The following is a 15988-nucleotide window of genomic DNA, read 5'->3' on the forward strand; positions in this document are numbered from 1 at the left end:
CACGGTCCTGTCCGGCACCCCGCACCTGCTGGTGGTCCGCACCCCGACACCCGGGCTGGTCTGGTACGCGGCGATCAGCTCACGCTCGTCGGAGGCGATCGACGCCACCGGGGTGCTCGACGGCTGGCACGGCTACCTGACCCGCGACGACTACGCCGGCTGGTACCAGTACGACCCCGGGCTCGCCGGCGTGCAGTTGTGCTGTGCGCACCTCATTCGGTCGTTGCGGGCGGTGCTGGCACTCGCGCCGGGCGCCCAGAAGTGGGCCGGCCGACTCATCGACCTGCTCCGCGAGGCGGGCGCCCTCGTCGTCGCCGCCCGCGCCGACGGGCGCACCCGCCTCGACCAGAAGACGATCGACGAGCTGCGGACCCGCTACGACCGTGACGTCCGCGTCGGCGAACTGGCGAACATGTCCCGGCCCTGGAAGGACGACAGGAACCACCCCGGCCTGGTCCTGGCCCGCCGGCTCGCCGCGAAGGCCGACCAGGTCTGGCTCTTCACCACCGACCTCAAGATCCCCTGGGTCAACAACCCGGCAGAGCAGGCGATCAGGCTCCCGAAACGTCACCAGGCCGTCTCGGGCTACTGGCACACGCCCACGACCCTCGCCGCCTACCTACGCGTGCGCTCCTACCTGGTCACCGCCCGCGACCACGGCCTCCGCGCCATCGACGCCATCCGGATGACCCTCGCCGGCAAACCCTGGATGCCCGTCCCACGCCTGGCCAGCCCCGCACCCGCCCTCGCCGCCTAAACCAACGTCAACAACGGGGTGCCGGAATCGGCACCCCTGAATGGACACCCAAGCGGGTCCGTAGCCGAAGGCGGGGGTAATTCCTCGCTGGGCACTGATGGGAGGTGGTGTGCGGTGATCGGTGGTTGCCGCGTCCTGCTGCCTGTTGGTGCAGGACAGGGCGCTCACCGTGAGGTGGGGTCTGAAGGGTTTGAGGCGAAACACCGAGCCGTAGCCGAATTTGGCGAACCGGTCGGCCCGTTCCAGGAGATGCCGAGCCCGCACTATGGGGGTGAAGGAAATACTTGGGGCTCCTGGGCACAACAAGGTGTGTGCGGGCGGCGCGGTGGGAAAGTTCTCTGCGTTACCCCGGGAGGTCTCGTACGGTCCCGCTCGACGGGGCTGGGTAGCTGGGCGTATAAGCCGCTAGGTGAAGTCGCCGGTGATGCCGTGCGAGAAGTCGGAGTGACTCGTGGTACTGCTGAACCAGGGAACAACAGAAACCCTGGGACCGTCGTGTTGGTGCGGCGCCGGGCGGCGACCCAAAAGGCGTCGACCTGGGGAAGGGGTCACGGTGGGAATGGTCGGACTGGATGCGATCGCGAGCGAGTAGGAGCGCCGGACTGATGGTTGCCGAGGCAATGACCGAGGCGGCGCTTGGCCGAGGATACTCGGATCGCACACCGGCGAGCCAGGTAGTAGGAAATGGAATGCTGGCGCGGAAGGCACACTCGCTGATCGGCCAGGTCTACGATCCGCGTAATCTGGAGCGGGCATGGGGCCGTGTGAGGGTGAACCGGGGCGCCGGCGGTGGGACCGGGTCAGCATTGACCGGTTCGAACGTGAGCGTGGGCAGTATCTTTCGACCCTGCGGCAGCGGCTGGCCGACGGAAGCCACCGGCCGCGGCCGGTCCGTCGGGTGGAGATCGACAAGCCGGGATCTAAGGATAGGCGTCCGCTTGGCATTCCGACGGTCACGGCATACAGCCGAATCTGACAGTCGATCTTCGAAATCTCTCGTTTCGGATTCGCTCGTTGTTGTCCATCCGTTTCACGCGCTGAGCGGTCAGCGCCTGGATGTCCTTTTCAGCAAGCGGCGGGCGGGTGAGACGTTGTTCGTCTGTGTTCGGCCGGGTTCGGGTCAGGTCACGTTGCCGGCGGCGTGGACGGACCGCGGTTCAGGCGCGGAGCAGGGGCGGCTGTCGGTCGACGGGCTGGCGGCGCTCGGCGCGGTGACACGCGCCCTCAAGGTCGTTGATGGCGGTGAGTAGCCGTGTCATTCTCTTGTGTGATGACTCCACCCAAGATTCCGGCAGGTCTGGGCACAACGAGCACGGAGGACCTTCTTGCGCGACGACGGGCACTGGCCGAGGCGATCGGCGATCCGCAGCGGGTGCTGGCCGGCTCGCTCGTCGAGCAGCATCGCCGGTGCGGCAGACCGGGCTGCGCCTGCGCGGCCGGGGACGGGCATGGGCCGTATGCGTACTTCAGCCCGCGCCAGATCGAGCGGGGCCGGCTGCGCTACGTCCCGGCGCGTCTGGTCGCGGTCGTGCGGCGGTACCTCGACCGCTGCGTCGAGGTCGAGGCGGCGCTGGCGGAGATCTCGGCGATCAACGTCGAGCTGCTCGCGCGCCGGGAGCTGACCTGAGCGATGGCCGTGGCCGTTCTGTCCGGACCTGCCTACCGCGAGGCGGTGGCGGTGGTGGCGAACATGACGGCCAGCGCGTTGGGAGCGAACGGTGAACGGCGAACACAAGATCACAACATCGCATCGGCGGCGGGGGGCGCTGGTCTACCTGCGCCAGTCGACGCTGATGCAGGTCCGGGAGCACACCGAGTCGACGCTGCGGCAGTACGCGTTGCGGGACACGGCGGTGGCGCTGGGCTGGTCGCCGACGGACATCGAGGTGATCGACACGGATCTGGGGGTCTCGGGTGCCTCGACCCGGGGCCGGGAGGGCTATCGCCATCTGATGACCCGGCTGTGTCTGGGCGAGGTCGGGGCGATCTTCGGGTTGGAGATCTCCCGGCTGGGCCGTTCAGACGCGGACTTGGCGCGCCTCGCGGAGCTGGCCCGGCTGCCAGGTCCTGGTCGTCACGATCAATCGGCCGCACGCAAGAAATGCCGTGAACCGTGAGGTGAGAGAGGGGATCGCCGCAGCGCTGGACCGGCTGGACACCGCACCCAATATTGCGGCCGCGGTGCTCACCGGGGCCGGCGGAACCTTTTGCGCGGGCATGGATCTGAAGGCCTTTCTGACCGAAGGCGCTCCCGTCGGGGGTACGCGTGGCTTCGGTGGCGTCGCTGCTCGCCCGCCGGACAAGCCGCTCATCGCCGCGGTGGCGGGCCTTGCCCTGGCGGGCGGGTTCGAGATCGCCCTCGCGGCGGATCTCATCGTGGCGGCCGCGGATGCCGCCTTCGGCCTGCCCGAGGTCAAGCGGGGTGTCATCGCAAGCGCCGGGGGACTGGTTCTCCTCGGCCGGACCCTGCCGTACCAGGCCGCGATGCGTATCGCGCTCACCGGTGAACGGATCGAGGCGCGAGAGCTCTAACAGCTCGGCCTGGTATTCCAGCACACACCTGCCGGGGGCCGCACTCGACGCCGCCGTCGAACTCGCCGCGTCGATCGGCACGAACGCCCCGCTCGCCCTTGCCGCGTCGAAGCGGTTGGTCCGCGCGGCCGCAGGATGGGTCGACGCCGACCTGTTACGTGTGCAGGACGAAACCGGGGCAGCGGTCCCGGCATCCGCCGATGCCGCAGAAGGGGCGCGGGCTTTGACCGAGAAGCGCCCACCGGTGTGGCAAGGGCGGTGAGTGCGTTCTAGCCGGGGAGTGCCTGCACGGCGCCCGAGCGGGCCGAAAGCGCACCGCACCGAACTGCCTGGGCGCAACGGGACGACGAGCCGCGTTCGCCGCGTTCGACACGGCGACCGGCGAGGTGACCGGCCGGTGTTTCGACCGGGATCGGGCCGAGGAGGGTTCGTCGCCGCACGTCCCGAGCTCGTCCACCTCCCTACCCGCCGGCGTGACCGGGGCCATGGCCGCGACGAGACCCGCACCCTCAACGCCGCGACCGCGTCCCCGCCACCTTGCGTGGGCCCGGCGGCTGTCCTCGTCACAGACGCCAATCGAGATGCTGTGGCCAACGGGTATCCGCTGGCTTATGGCAGGACATTCCCGCACACTGGTTCCGGCGTGACGACGTCGAAGGAGCTACCCGTCGGGTTGATCCGCATGAAGATGTAACAGGTGCTGGGTTTACCGAAGCTTGCGTCCAAGTCGACGGGCGCAGCCAACAGCCCGGTGGCATCGTAGTCCTTGACGGCCCGCAGGTTCGTGATGAAGGCGTCCCGGGTCAGGCACTGCCCTGCTTCCTGCAGCCCGCGTACCAGCAGATCGGTGGTGATGTAACTAGTGAGGGCGATGTCCTGCTCCGGCGGCTGCAACTCTGGCGCATACCTGGCCATCGCGTCCCGGTACACCTCGTGCGCGGGCGTATCCATCTCGAATGGCTTCATGTCCAGGAAGACATAGGTCCCCGCGAGTCCCGGGCCGAACTGGTCGAGCACCTTCTGGTCGTAGCCAACAGGCAACAGGGTGACTTTCGGCGTGGAACCGGCTGACACGGCGCCGACGCGCACAGCGGCGGCGTCCTGGGGTGCGAGTGTAACCAACAACACGTCCGCCTGCGAGTCCCGGATCGTCTGCCCGACCCGCTCCGGGCTACTCGCGCCAGGGGTGTAGTCGAGGTCGGCGACAACCTCGATCCCCGCGGAGGTCAGGCTCTGCGCTAGCTGGTCGCTCAGTGTGCGGGACGCCTCGATAGCGTGGATGGACACGAGTGCGGCATTGGTACCGCCGAGCGACTTCGCGAACGTGCCGAAAGTGCTGACCGCATTCCGCGACACGGGGTTGGCGTAGCTGAACATGTTCCGGTACTCCGACCAGACTGGCTCTATGGCGCGCCCGACGACCGGTACACCCTGCCGGTTCAGGTACTCAGCCGACCCGCCCACCGCACCCGTCATCTCGAGGAGTCCGAAGACGTTCTGGTTATCCACGAGGTCGCTGCTGACCTTCAGGTTGATCCTGGGATCGGACTCGTCATCCTGCCAGCCGTAGACGATCTCGCGGCCGTGGACACCCCCGGCCGCGTTCGCCACGCCGAGCCGAGCATCGACACCGCTGCGGACCGCTTGGAGGATCCCGGCGGCCATCCCGCTGTTGGACAAGACAAAACCGATCTTGACCTGTTCCCGGGTGACTCCGGGAGCGTTACAGGTGGCCGCGACTGAAGTATTGTTCGCATTTGAGCATCCCACAATGCACAACGAGAGCAGGGTTCCCGACACCGCCATACGCAAACAAGTCGTGCGGCTAGGCGGTCGGACAGAGTTGACCATCTACAACATCTCCTCTTGCGGGGCCGAGGTGGTGGGCTCCCGTGCAATCGCTAGACCAGATCACGATCAGAGCCGAGCTCTCGCGGCTGCGCCGTCCGGTCGGTGCCGATATCGTCGCATCCAGGCCCTACCGCCTGACTATCCCGCTCGACACCGACGTGGCGCGGGCGTGGCGACTGCTCCGAGCAGGGGACCTCGAATCAGCCGTCGAGCTCTGCGCGGGTGCGTTGCTGCCGGGCTCCGCAGCACCGGGCGTTGCGCATGTGCGCGAGCTGCTACGGGAGGAGATGAATCTGGCTTTACTGCGTCGGGGGGATCCTCGGCTCCTGATGAATTGGGCCGCGAGCCCATTGGGGAGAGACGACCTGGAGCTCTGGCAGGCATGCCGACAGCTGCTACCCGACGGCCCCGACCACGACCGGGTGACCGCTCGCATCAATGTTCTCGACCGCGAACTGAGCTGAGTGCTGGTACGGCAGTCCGCATCCGCGGGGCGCCGCCGTCCCGACCTTCGTCAGTTGTATGGCATGGCGTGATGAACACACCTGTCTCACGTGGCGGTAAAGACGGGCGGCCGGCGTTCCAGCATCGCGAGCGAACCTTCAGCGAAATCAGCGGTAGCGCGAAGCCTGGTCTGCTCCGAACTCTCCCTCTTCAAGATGGCGGCCACGGTGTCCGCCAGCCCTCCGCGAAGAGTGTGGCGGATTGAGCGAACCGCAAGCGGAGCAGACCGGGCGATCTCGACCGCGAAGGCATGCGCTTCCGCTCGCTCTTCACCATGTGGGACGAGACGGTCAGCCAGTCCCTTGGCGAATGCCTCCTCCCCGCCCATACGCCGACCGGTGTAGAGGAGGTCCAGAGCGGTCTGCTGACCGACTATCCCGGGAAGGGTCACAGACAAGCCGAAACCTGGGTGAAAGCCCAGCCGGGCGAAGTTGGCCGAGAAGCGGGCTTCCGGTACCGCCACCCGGAAGTCGGCCGAACAGGCCAGACCGAGCCCGCCACCAACCGCCGAGCCCTGCACGGCCGCTACCACGGGAATCTCCACCCGGAGCAGCCGCAGCGCCTCGCGGTAGAGATCAGAGGCCCCCTCTTGTTTAGGGGGATCGGCCTCGCTTTGGTTGTGGAAGTCCGCGCCGGCGCAGAAATTCTTGCCCTGAGAGCACAGCACGATCGCTCGCACGTCGCCGCTTGCTAGCTCCTCGTAGGCATCGGCCAGGCTGCGGATCAACTTGGTGTCGAAGAAGTTATTTGGCGGCCTACGTATCTCTACCTCGGCGACATGGTCGTCGCCGACGATCACATACACCTCACCGAAATTTGCGGTTACCACACCAAACCCTCCTCACTCCAGGCGGCAAACGCCAAAGGCAGCCGAACCGTACTGACGGGATCGCGCTCGGCGCCGAGGAACAGCTCCTCAGCTCCCGCGGCGCTGATTAGACCCTGACACCGGACTGCCCACCATAGCCGGCATGACCGCAGTGCCGCTCACTCGTAAATGATCTTCACGGCATCGGTAGTCGGCCGGGACTGGCAGGCCAGGCGCCAGCCCTCGTCGATATCATCCTGCTCGAAGACGGCGTTGTTCTCCATCTCCACCTCGCCGTCGACAAGCTTGAACTCGCAGGCGCTGCAGATGCCTTCGCGGCACGAGTACGGCGGGTCGAGTCCCTGGTCGAGGAGGAAGTTCAGCAGCTTCTGGTCGGCGGGCCAGGCGAACTCGTAGGTCTCGCCGTCAAGCTCGACGCTGAGGTCGACGGTCCTGCCTCCCGCTCTCAAGTCCGAAGCCGTCACACCCGTCCCCTCATTCCAGAGGTTGGCGTACTGAACTCCGTAGTGCCCTGCCGCCTGCCGACGAACGTCATGAGCGAACGGTGCTGGACGACGGAGGCGCCGATCCGTTGTGCTAGTGCCTCCTCGGTTCCATACTCCATCCGCCAGGTGTGCAGTCGGCGGGTCAGCTGCTGCAGGCGGTATTCCTTCGTCAAGCCGATGGCGCCATGCGCCTGGTGTGCCGCCCGCGCGCCCAGCGATGCTTCGCGGCCTGCAACCACCTTAGCTGCGAAGCTGGCGAAGATCTCGCCCTGGGTTCCTGCGGCCATTGCTGCTTGGTCTACGGCCGCAGCGGACGTCGCGGCAGCCTGGGCCAGGTTTACGAGGTGCTGCTGCACGGACTGATTGGATCCGATGGTTCGGCCGAACTGCACCCGCACGCGGCAGTATTTCGTCGTCATCTCAAATATCGCCGACAGTGCGCCAGCCATTAGCGCGGCCCGCAGAAGTGCCCCGCGTGCCGCCGGCGCGTCGGGGTCACCGGGCCACCAGGATGCATCCACTTCGAGGTCATCGGCGCTGACGGTGTCGCACGACATTCCGGCTAAGTCAGTTCCGGGCACGATCTGTAATGATGTTCGCTTGGCACGGGCGATACGGAGTCGTCCTGATTCTGCGGGTACGACGAACACGACCGTGTCGGCATCGCGAGCCCACGGGACCGCGTAGGCGGCACCTCGCAGGCGACCGTCGACGTACTCGAGCGTGTCGCGGGGGGTTCCGGGAACCACCGTCGCGGGACCGGCTGGAACGTTCTGTCCGGATTGCACTAGCAGCCAAGCCGCTAGATGTGTGTCGGCCAACGGCAGCGGAGCTGCATTCCGTCCCGCAGCCTGCAACATAGTGACAAGGTGGGTAAGCGAGCCACCAGATCCGCGGTCCGCCTCGTCGATGCTAATCAGCGTCAGGCCCAGCTCGTCCACCTGGCTCCAAAGCCCGATGTCGAGCCCGTGGGATTCCGCCCAACCCACCACTTCTTGGGGGCATGTCTCGGCGAAGAACTTCTCCATGAACGAGGCTATCGAGACGTCGCTGTCCTGCAAACTCATGGCTTCATCAGCTCCCGGCCGACGATGTTGCGAAGTACTTCGTTGGTCCCGCCGCGTATCGACCAAGACGGGGACGTCAGGATGGCCCGAGCAAGAAGCGACTCGTACTGGTCCTCGGACCCTAGCGCCGGGAGCCGGCCGAAATGGCGCCTCACGATCTCTACACACTCCTGCTCGAAGCGGGTTGCCATCTCCTTGATCAACGCTGCCTCGACGATCGGCGTCAGGCCCGCGTCGACCATGCGAGCGAGCGACAAGGACATGGATCGGAACGCCCAGCAGCGCGCTGTTATGTGACCGAGGTCGGCCTCGAACCACCCCGGTACGGCTCCCCATTCGGTCTTCGCCCACCGCTCCAACACTGGGATGAGCGACATCCAGCGATCTACGCCCCCCCGCTCCAAGACCAGCTCGGCAGTGTTCTGACTCCAGCCACCCCCGACCTCGCCGAGACGTCTCGAGTCCGGGATCAGGACATCGTCAAAGCTGAGCTCGCAAAAGTCCCGGGTCCCATCTATGAAATCGATGGGTGAGACGGTCAATCCCTCGCTATTGCGATCTACAAGGAACTGCGTCAGCCCTCCCCGGCGGTCGTCCGACGTACGGAGCAAGGCAAGGATGTAGTCCGCCTCGGCCGCTCCGCTCGTCCAGATTTTCGTTCCGTTGACCCTCCACGCGTCGCCGGACCTGACCGCGCGTGTCCTAAGCCCCGCCAGATCGGATCCTGCGTCCGGCTCGCTCATTCCAATTGCGAACGATAACTCGCCTCTCGCGATCCGCGGCAGAAAGTAGCGCTTCTGCTCCTCCGTTCCGTTTTTAGCGATGTTCGGCCCGGACTGCCGGTCGGACACCCAGTGAAATCCGACCGGGGCACCGACCGCCAAGAGTTCCTCGACGACGATGAACCTATCCACGGCGGATCGTCCCCCTCCGCCGTACTCGACGGGCAAGGTCATACCGAGCCATCCCTGGGATCCGAGATCTCGGGAGAACTGGCGGTCCGTGTCACCACCCATGCCCAGGCCTGGGCGATAGCTCCCGGGGGGCAGACGCTGGGCAAGCCAGGCACTTACCTCCTCCCCCAACGCGAGTTCGCTATCAGTCAGTTGGGTAGCCTCGAGCTTCATTGGGCTCCATCTCGCCGTTCACCAGGATAAACGCCCTCGGCCGTTTGCCTCGGTCGCAGAGCGTCCACGGACGGGTCGATGCCAAGCTCGGCGAGAAGCTCCTCAGTATGCTGCCCTATCAGGGGAGCGGGGCGGTGAATACTACCCGGGGTAGCGGCGAACTTCGCTAGCTGGGGGGTCAGCCGATAGCGCCCGGCCGCAGGATGTTCCGCTATCGGCAGGTCGCCGATCAGATCCTCCAGCGTCGACACCCGGGTTACTGGTATGCCGTGCTCACGGCAGTAGTCCAGCCACTCGGCTGTTGTCCGGGTCGGAGCTAAACGACGAACATCTCGGTAAAGGGAATCCGAGTTGACGAGGGTCGCTCGCCGGTCGGCATATCGAGGGTCATTGTCCGCGTTCGGCCATCCCGCATCACCGAACAACTCGGCGTAGTGACTGGGTTGGTACGGCAAGAGGTGGACGTAGCCATCCTTGGTCGGGTGGGGTCGTCTTTCCTTCGACAATACCCGCTTGTACCCGGTGGCGCGCTCACCAGCAACGCTGACTGGCGGCACGACCATCCCCCCGTCACCATGCTCTGTCAGCATGAAAGCAGTCATCGCTTCATTCATCGCGACCTCGACGTGCTGTCCCTCGCCGGTGCGTTGCCGATAAAACAGTGCGGCCGTGACTGCTTGGGCGATGACCAGTCCGCACACCTTATCCGCGAATATGGTCGGAATCAATGCGGGTTCACCCCAGACTCGCTCCATGATGTCGGCTACACCAACCGCCGCCTGGATGATGTCGTCATAGGCAGGCTCGTTCTCGTGCCCCGATCCAAGCGGGAACCCTTGGGCTTGGCAATACACCAGGTCAGGCTTCATCTTCCGGAGCGATTCATAATCGACCCCGAGTGCCTCCAAGGCGAACGGCCGCATCGTGGCCACGACCACATCGCACGTTCGGACGAGAGCCCGCACTGATCGCTGACCGCGGGCCGTAGTCAGGTCCAGCCGTACTGATCGCTTGTTGCGGAGCAGGTTCAATGTGATGCCGGACAATTCCTGATGCGTCCCAGCACCCATTACCCGGTTTATCTGCTGACTGTCACTCTCGGCGACAATGACATCCGCGCCCTGATCCGCCAGAATTTGGGTCGCGAACGGCCCCATAATGACACGACTCAGGTCGAGCACCCTGATATCGCTCAACGGCCCGCGCGACGTGGCTTCGAGTCCCACCAGCGCAACCCTTAAAGACTGTGTGTCGGGGAGAAGGTTATCGGGAATAGTGACGCATCAGCCGAGATCAGATAGCGGTTATGACCCGCCGCCGGATTTCTAGCGTGGCGGGGCATAAAGAGCGGCGACGGCCGAGAGGCGATCGATAGCTTGTCGCACAGGCTATCCCGCGGCGCCTCCTTAGTCCGACGGACCACCGCGAACGAGCTATGCTGCCAGCGAGGATATAAACAAGTCGGATTCGTATCCTTCCCGTCGAGAGATCCGATTGCCGCCGCGTCTAATCCGTTAGATCGCTCGATCCGCACCTGGTGATCGCATCGACTTTTAGCACTCCGAGCCACTGTCCGTAGACCGCGTGAGACACTGAACTCCTGAGCGGGCCGTTCATGGTAGCCGACGCTCCACATGTAGCCTCCCCTGACTGCCCCGTGACTTGCCTCAAGCATGGCGTTCGCCAGATTCGATTGTCAAGAGAAGATACGAGTCAATGGAAGTCGGTCGGCCTGCTTCACCAGAGGGCTAGTGTTCCGAGTTTCAGTCTCCTAGGTTGATCGTCTGCTGGGGTGATGCCTGGTCCGAGTGCTGGGTTGACTGGCGAGCCGCGGCTGGGTCGGCCGCGCACGGTCAGCGACGCGCGGGTCGAGCAGGTGATCGCGAAGACGTTGGAGGGAACTCCGCCGACGGCAACATGTGGTGGACGACCCGGTCGATGGCGAAGGCGCACGGCGGCGCGGATGGCTCACGACTACGGCTGGTCAAACGAACTCGGTCGGCGGCGGGGGGCCGTCGCACACGCTGCGACGGGCTGGGTGGGGCCTCCTTCGGAGGGCTCAGGCAAGATCGGAAGCACTGAATCCGTAGACATCGATGGTGTGAACACCATTGATCAGCTATTCGCCGGTGCGTTCTCGCGGTTGGGACGATTCCACGCGTCAAGGGTCGCCCTGGCGGTCCGCTCGACGTGGGCTCGCACGAGCTCCTCGGCGAGGGCAGCGTCGCGCCGCATGATCGCACCAGTGATCGCGGCATGCTCCTGCGTGGTGGCGCGCTCACCGCCGTAAAGCCTGGCGTACTGGCGGAAGATCTCGGCCTCATCGAACAGATCCTGCCGAATCGCGCACAGTCGAGGTGAGCCGCAACCCGAGGCACAGACGGCATGGAACTCGGAATGCAAGATCGACCACCGCTCGTTCGCTTGCGGGTCCGCCGCAATCGAGGGCCGGGGGGCGTTCGCGAGACGATGATGCGCGGCGATGACGGATGCCTCCCAATCGACGTCGCCGCGCTCAACCGCGAGCCGAACCGCCAGCCCCTCCAGCTCGGATCGTAGGAGGCAAAGGTCGTTAATAGCCTCGACCGTGATCGGGGTGACGCGGAAACCCTTGTTCGGCTCGGACATGACCAGCCGCTGAGCCGTGAACCGCGTCAAAACCTCGCGAACAACACTGACACTCACGCCAAAGGCGACACATAGATCCTCGGTTCGTATGCGCTGACCGGGACTCAAGTCACCACGAAGCAACTGTGCGCGAATATCGAGGTACAGCGCCTCGTTTCGAGTTCTCGCATCGGCGGTTCGAGCCATCTGCAGCCCTTTCTAGGTCTTGTTTGGCGACCGGAAGAATGGCTGCGGCCGCTGGCGTCACCGCGTCCGCATGGCCGCGTCGGCTACGGCCACACCACGGTCATGTCGGCGAAGTGCGCTGTTGGCGGCCACGAGCTCACGGCAGGCATCGAGCTCACGGCACGCCATGCTGTACGCGCGGGCGCTCACTGGTCCACCATCCGGGTGTCCGAACCGGTAGCTGAGAGGGTTCGGGCACGCCCCTGGTCCCCATCTGGCCATCGCCCTGCTCGCTCGACCGTGAAGGTCCGGCATGAGTTCCGCGAGGCCCGGTGGCCCAGGACACCCCGACTGGCTACAGGGCTGCGCGCCAGAGAGCGCCGATCAGTGAGCGACCGGCTGCGGTGTCCCGGGACCACCGGGTGTCTTCCCACTGGTGCAACAGCGAGGAGGCACAGATGAGTATCGACCAGATCCCGGCCGGCGCGCGGCTGTGCGCCGGGGTGGACTGGGCCAAAGACGACCACGCCGTCGCGGTCGTCGACGCCGACGGCGAGGTCCTCGACCGGCTCGCGGTCCGACACGACGCCGCCGGACTGCGGGACATGGTCAGACGGCTGCTCAAGCGCGGCGTGGGCGAGGTCGGGATCGAACGCCCCGACGGCCCCGTCGTGGAAGCGCTGCGCCAGGCCGAGCTGACGGTGTTCGTGATCCCGCCCGGCCAGCTGCGCAACCTGCGCCCGCGGTACGGCTCGGCCGGGAACAAGGACGACCGGTTCGACGCCTACGTCCTGGCCGACGTCGTGCGCACCGACCGGCGCCGGCTGCGCCCCCTCGTCCGCGACACCGGCCAGACAACCGCGCTGCGCCGCAGCGTCCGCGCCCGCCGCGACCTCGTCGCCCACCGCGTCGCGGTCGCCAACCAGCTCCGCGCCCACCTGCTGATCGTGTTTCCCGGCGCGACCGGCCTGTTCGCCGACATCGATTCCGACATCAGCCTGCGGCTCCTCGAACGGTTCACCACCCAGACCCAAGCCCGCTGGCTGTCGGTGAAACGCCTCACCGCCTGGCTGCGGTCGGCCGGCTACAGCGGACGCACCACCCCCGCGACCCTCCACTCCCGCCTCACCAGCGCTCCCGACGGCGACACCGGCGACCACGACCCCCTCGACGCCGCCGTCACCCTCGCCTACGTCACGACCCCGCGCGCCCTGACCACCCAGATCGAGGCCCTCGCCGGACGGATCGCCGAACAACTCGAGCTCCACCCCGACGGACCGGTGTTCACCAGCCTGCCCCGCTCCGGAAAGGCCCGTGCCGCCCACCTGCTCGCCGAGATCGGCGACGCCGGCGGCCGGTTCCCCACACCCGAGTCCCTCGCCTGCCTCGCCGGCGTCGCCCCCTCCACCCGCCAGTCCGGCAAAGTCAAAGCCGTCACGTTCCGCTGGGGCGCCGACAAACAGCTCCGCGACGCCCTCTGCGACTTCGCCGGCGACTCCCGCCGCGCCAACCCCTGGGCCGCCGACCTCTACCAACGCGCCCGCGCCCGAGGCCACAACCACCCCCACGCCGTCCGGATCCTCGCCCGAGCATGGGTCAACATCATCTGGCGGTGCTGGCACGACAACGTGCCCTACGACCCCGGTTCCCACGGCGCCCTCCAAACCCTCCTCAAACAAGATCAGAAGACGGTCACCGGACAAGATCAACAAACGGTGGCTTGACACAACGCAACTCATGCTGGCGCACCCACAACCGCGCAGGTACATGCCCGCCAGGCCCAAGGCGCCGAAGTCCGCAACGTGCTCACGCGGGAAAGACCCTTGCTCGAACCACGAGCCGATGTGCGGCACAGCCTGATCGGCAAGGCGCGCCCTGGCGACCGCGGCGCACCCTGTCGGGCTGCTCATGGTGAAGCTGCAGTAGATCCCCCGGCGAGGGGCGTGCTTCGAGCAGCGTGTCCACTTCAGCTCCTTCATTCGCACGTTCGATTCCGCGGCGGACCGTTGCCGATGCTCAAGCCGTACACTATCGTTCCTGATCGCGAAAGTCGAGTCTGTGAGGAGGACGTGTGGCGGCCGGACCCACCGCGATGACACCCTTACCCTTCCGCTCGCGCCGGTTTGGGTCCACGACCTGTCGCGTGCCGTCGCCGGGCCGCTCGTGGCGCACCTGCTCGGCGGCCTCGGAGGCGACGTCGTCGGGTAGAGCGATCGAGCGCGCCGATCGGCCGAGGCGGGATGCGGCCGCGGACCTCCGATTCGCCACGAACGCCGATCGAGCGACACCCCGGCGGCGGCTCGCGAGCGAGCTAGGAGTGGAGAGCCGATCAGGCAGCCGCGCCGCCAAGCGCTTGCCGAGGCCACTCGCCGGCTGAGCCGCCGCAGACCGAGATCGACTCCGGACACCTCACAGACTTTGAAGGACTGCTATGCAACCTCACGACCATCTCGTCACCACCGCCCGGCATCAAGGAATCGCTGACCTCCTTCACCGGACCGCGGCGCGCCGGCCGGACCACCGCGCGCTGGTCTGGGGGGACCGCGTCGACACCTTCGCCGAGCTCGATCAAATCGTGACGCGAGTCGCCAACACCATTCACGAGCGAGGTGTCGGCAAGGGCGATCGCGTGATGATGTTCGCGCACAACTCCAGGGACTTCGTCGTATTCTATTTCGCCCTCGCGCGACTCGGCGCGATCTCAGTGCCCGCGAACTTCATGTTGAACGTCGACGAGCTCGGCTACATCATCAACCACGCGAACCCGGTTGGTTACCTCGTCGAGGAGTCACTTGCCCATACGATGCAGTCCGCATGGAAGTCGGCCAAAGGCGATCAACCGCCGCGTCTACGCGGCTGGATTAGCAGCGGCGCGTCCGGGGCACCGCCGGACGGGTGGGACGACGTCGTCTCCCTCGCGGCGCCGGGTGATGACCGGGCGCCCGACGTCGACGTCGCCGACGACGATCCCATCCAGCTCATGTACACCAGCGGCACGGAGTCACGTCCCAAGGGTGTCACGCTGACGAGCCGATCCCTCATCGCACAGTACGTAAGCTGCATCGTCGACGGCGATATGACCGCTGACGACGTCGAGGTGCACTCATTGCCATTCTACCACTGCGCCCAGCTCCACTGCTTCTTGACGCCCGATGTCTATGTGGGCGCGACCAGCGTGATCCTCCCGCGCCCCGACCCGGAGATGATCTGCGCCGCGATCGAACGCGAGCGAGCGACGAAATTCTTCGGTCCACCAACCGTGTGGATCTCGATCATGCGATCCGAGGCGTTCGAGCGGCACGACCTCTCGTCCCTACGAAAGGGCTACTACGGCGCATCGATCATGCCGGTCGAAGTGCTGCGCGAGATCGGCGACCGACTTCCCGACGTGGATCTGTGGAACTTCTACGGCCAGACCGAGATGGCACCCGTCGCCACCATCCTGAAACCCCGCGATCAAGTCGCCCGAGCCGGCTCCGCCGGAGTCGCCACCCTGAACGTCGAGACCCGAGTAGTGGACCTCGACGACCGCGAGGTAAGCCCTGGAGTGGTCGGTGAAATCGTCCATCGCAGCCCCCAGGCGATGCTGGGATACTGGAACGATCCAGAGAAGACCGCAGCGGCGTTCCGCAACGGCTGGTTCCACTCGGGCGACCTCGGCGTCACGGACGCCGACGGATTCCTCACCGTCGTCGACCGAAAGAAGGACATGATCAAAACCGGGGGCGAGAACGTCGCCAGCAAGGAGGTGGAGGAATGCCTCTTCCAGCACCCGGCCGTCGCCGAAGTCGCCGTCTTCGGAGTGCCCGACCCGCAGTGGATTGAAGCGGTCGCGGCGTGCGTCGTCCTGCGCGACGGAGAAGCCAGCAAACCAGATGACCTTATATCGTTCGCGCGTGTACGACTCGCCGGCTACAAAACCCCAAAGCACGTCTTCATCGTGGATCAGTTGCCAAAGAATCCCAGCGGCAAGATCCTCAAACGAGAGCTGCGTAACACGTACTCCCACGTGCCAACCGCCGGCGGACGATGAATGTGCCCGC

General features: G+C 66.0%; 15 protein-coding genes. 8 read left to right on the top strand and 7 right to left on the bottom strand.

Annotated features, from left to right (window positions below; genetic code table 11):
* From QOZ89_RS43065 to QOZ89_RS48505, 5 genes are all read left to right on the top strand, one after another.
* Window positions 1-757 (top strand): IS66 family transposase (locus QOZ89_RS43065; RefSeq protein ID WP_312629952.1); only part of this gene is annotated, 757 nt, incomplete at its 5' end.
* 938 nt (window positions 758-1695) lie between these two features.
* Window positions 1696-2007: a DUF5372 family protein gene (locus QOZ89_RS43070; protein ID WP_312629954.1), complete on the top strand. Its 312-nt coding sequence runs from the start codon at window positions 1696-1698 to the stop codon at window positions 2005-2007.
* 20 nt (window positions 2008-2027) lie between these two features.
* Window positions 2028-2384 carry a DUF6788 family protein gene (locus tag QOZ89_RS43075; protein WP_071049214.1) on the top strand — a complete coding sequence of 119 codons (357 nt, stop codon included), beginning with the start codon at window positions 2028-2030 and terminating at the stop codon, window positions 2382-2384.
* Between the two features lie 91 nt (window positions 2385-2475).
* Window positions 2476-2874, top strand: a complete 399-nt coding sequence (locus QOZ89_RS43080) for a recombinase family protein (RefSeq protein ID WP_071049215.1) — start codon at window positions 2476-2478, stop codon at window positions 2872-2874.
* Entirely contained in the window at window positions 2864-3289 is a 426-nt protein-coding gene (locus QOZ89_RS48505; RefSeq protein WP_312629957.1) for an enoyl-CoA hydratase-related protein, read from the top strand. Before QOZ89_RS43080 ends, QOZ89_RS48505 begins: the two co-directional genes overlap by 11 nt.
* Window positions 3290-3898: 609 nt before the next feature.
* Here the strand turns inward: QOZ89_RS48505 and QOZ89_RS43090 are convergent.
* A complete protein-coding gene (locus tag QOZ89_RS43090) occupies window positions 3899-5095 on the bottom strand; it encodes an ABC transporter substrate-binding protein (RefSeq protein ID WP_312629959.1) in 1197 nt (398 codons plus the stop codon).
* An 86-nt stretch (window positions 5096-5181) separates the two neighbouring features.
* Between QOZ89_RS43090 and QOZ89_RS43095 the strand changes: the two genes are divergently transcribed.
* Window positions 5182-5604 carry a hypothetical protein gene (locus tag QOZ89_RS43095; protein ID WP_312629961.1) on the top strand — a complete coding sequence of 141 codons (423 nt, stop codon included), beginning with the start codon at window positions 5182-5184 and terminating at the stop codon, window positions 5602-5604.
* 86 nt (window positions 5605-5690) lie between these two features.
* Here QOZ89_RS43095 and QOZ89_RS43100 read toward each other — a convergent pair whose 3' ends face one another.
* The 6 genes from QOZ89_RS43100 to QOZ89_RS43125 form a co-directional block, all read right to left on the bottom strand.
* Window positions 5691-6473, bottom strand: coding sequence for an enoyl-CoA hydratase/isomerase family protein (locus QOZ89_RS43100; protein WP_241841770.1), 783 nt, complete (start codon window positions 6471-6473; stop codon window positions 5691-5693).
* A gap of 158 nt (window positions 6474-6631) precedes the next feature.
* A complete protein-coding gene (locus tag QOZ89_RS43105) occupies window positions 6632-6937 on the bottom strand; it encodes a 2Fe-2S iron-sulfur cluster-binding protein (RefSeq protein ID WP_312629963.1) in 306 nt (101 codons plus the stop codon).
* Window positions 6934-8025 carry an acyl-CoA dehydrogenase family protein gene (locus tag QOZ89_RS43110; protein ID WP_312629965.1) on the bottom strand — a complete coding sequence of 364 codons (1092 nt, stop codon included), beginning with the start codon at window positions 8023-8025 and terminating at the stop codon, window positions 6934-6936. Before QOZ89_RS43110 ends, QOZ89_RS43105 begins: the two co-directional genes overlap by 4 nt.
* Window positions 8022-9152, bottom strand: coding sequence for an acyl-CoA dehydrogenase family protein (locus QOZ89_RS43115; RefSeq protein ID WP_071049221.1), 1131 nt, complete (start codon window positions 9150-9152; stop codon window positions 8022-8024). The genes QOZ89_RS43110 and QOZ89_RS43115 overlap by 4 nt, the downstream gene beginning before the upstream one ends.
* Window positions 9149-10378: a CaiB/BaiF CoA transferase family protein gene (locus QOZ89_RS43120; protein ID WP_071049222.1), complete on the bottom strand. Its 1230-nt coding sequence runs from the start codon at window positions 10376-10378 to the stop codon at window positions 9149-9151. Before QOZ89_RS43120 ends, QOZ89_RS43115 begins: the two co-directional genes overlap by 4 nt.
* An 889-nt stretch (window positions 10379-11267) precedes the next feature.
* Window positions 11268-11966: a GntR family transcriptional regulator gene (locus tag QOZ89_RS43125; RefSeq protein ID WP_071049223.1), complete on the bottom strand. Its 699-nt coding sequence runs from the start codon at window positions 11964-11966 to the stop codon at window positions 11268-11270.
* A 437-nt stretch (window positions 11967-12403) separates the two neighbouring features.
* On the opposite strand from QOZ89_RS43125, the gene QOZ89_RS43130 reads away from it, so the two are divergent.
* The gene (locus QOZ89_RS43130) at window positions 12404-13669 is read left to right on the top strand and encodes an IS110 family RNA-guided transposase (RefSeq protein ID WP_071049224.1); all 1266 of its coding nucleotides are present in this window, start codon (window positions 12404-12406) and stop codon (window positions 13667-13669) included.
* A 707-nt stretch (window positions 13670-14376) separates the two neighbouring features.
* Window positions 14377-15978 carry a fatty acyl-CoA synthetase gene (locus tag QOZ89_RS43135; protein WP_071049225.1) on the top strand — a complete coding sequence of 534 codons (1602 nt, stop codon included), beginning with the start codon at window positions 14377-14379 and terminating at the stop codon, window positions 15976-15978.
* Window positions 15979-15988 lie beyond the last annotated feature (10 nt).

The sequence above is a fragment of the Pseudofrankia coriaricola genome (genome assembly GCF_032027725.1).
GTDB lineage: Bacteria > Actinomycetota > Actinomycetes > Frankiales > Frankiaceae > Pseudofrankia.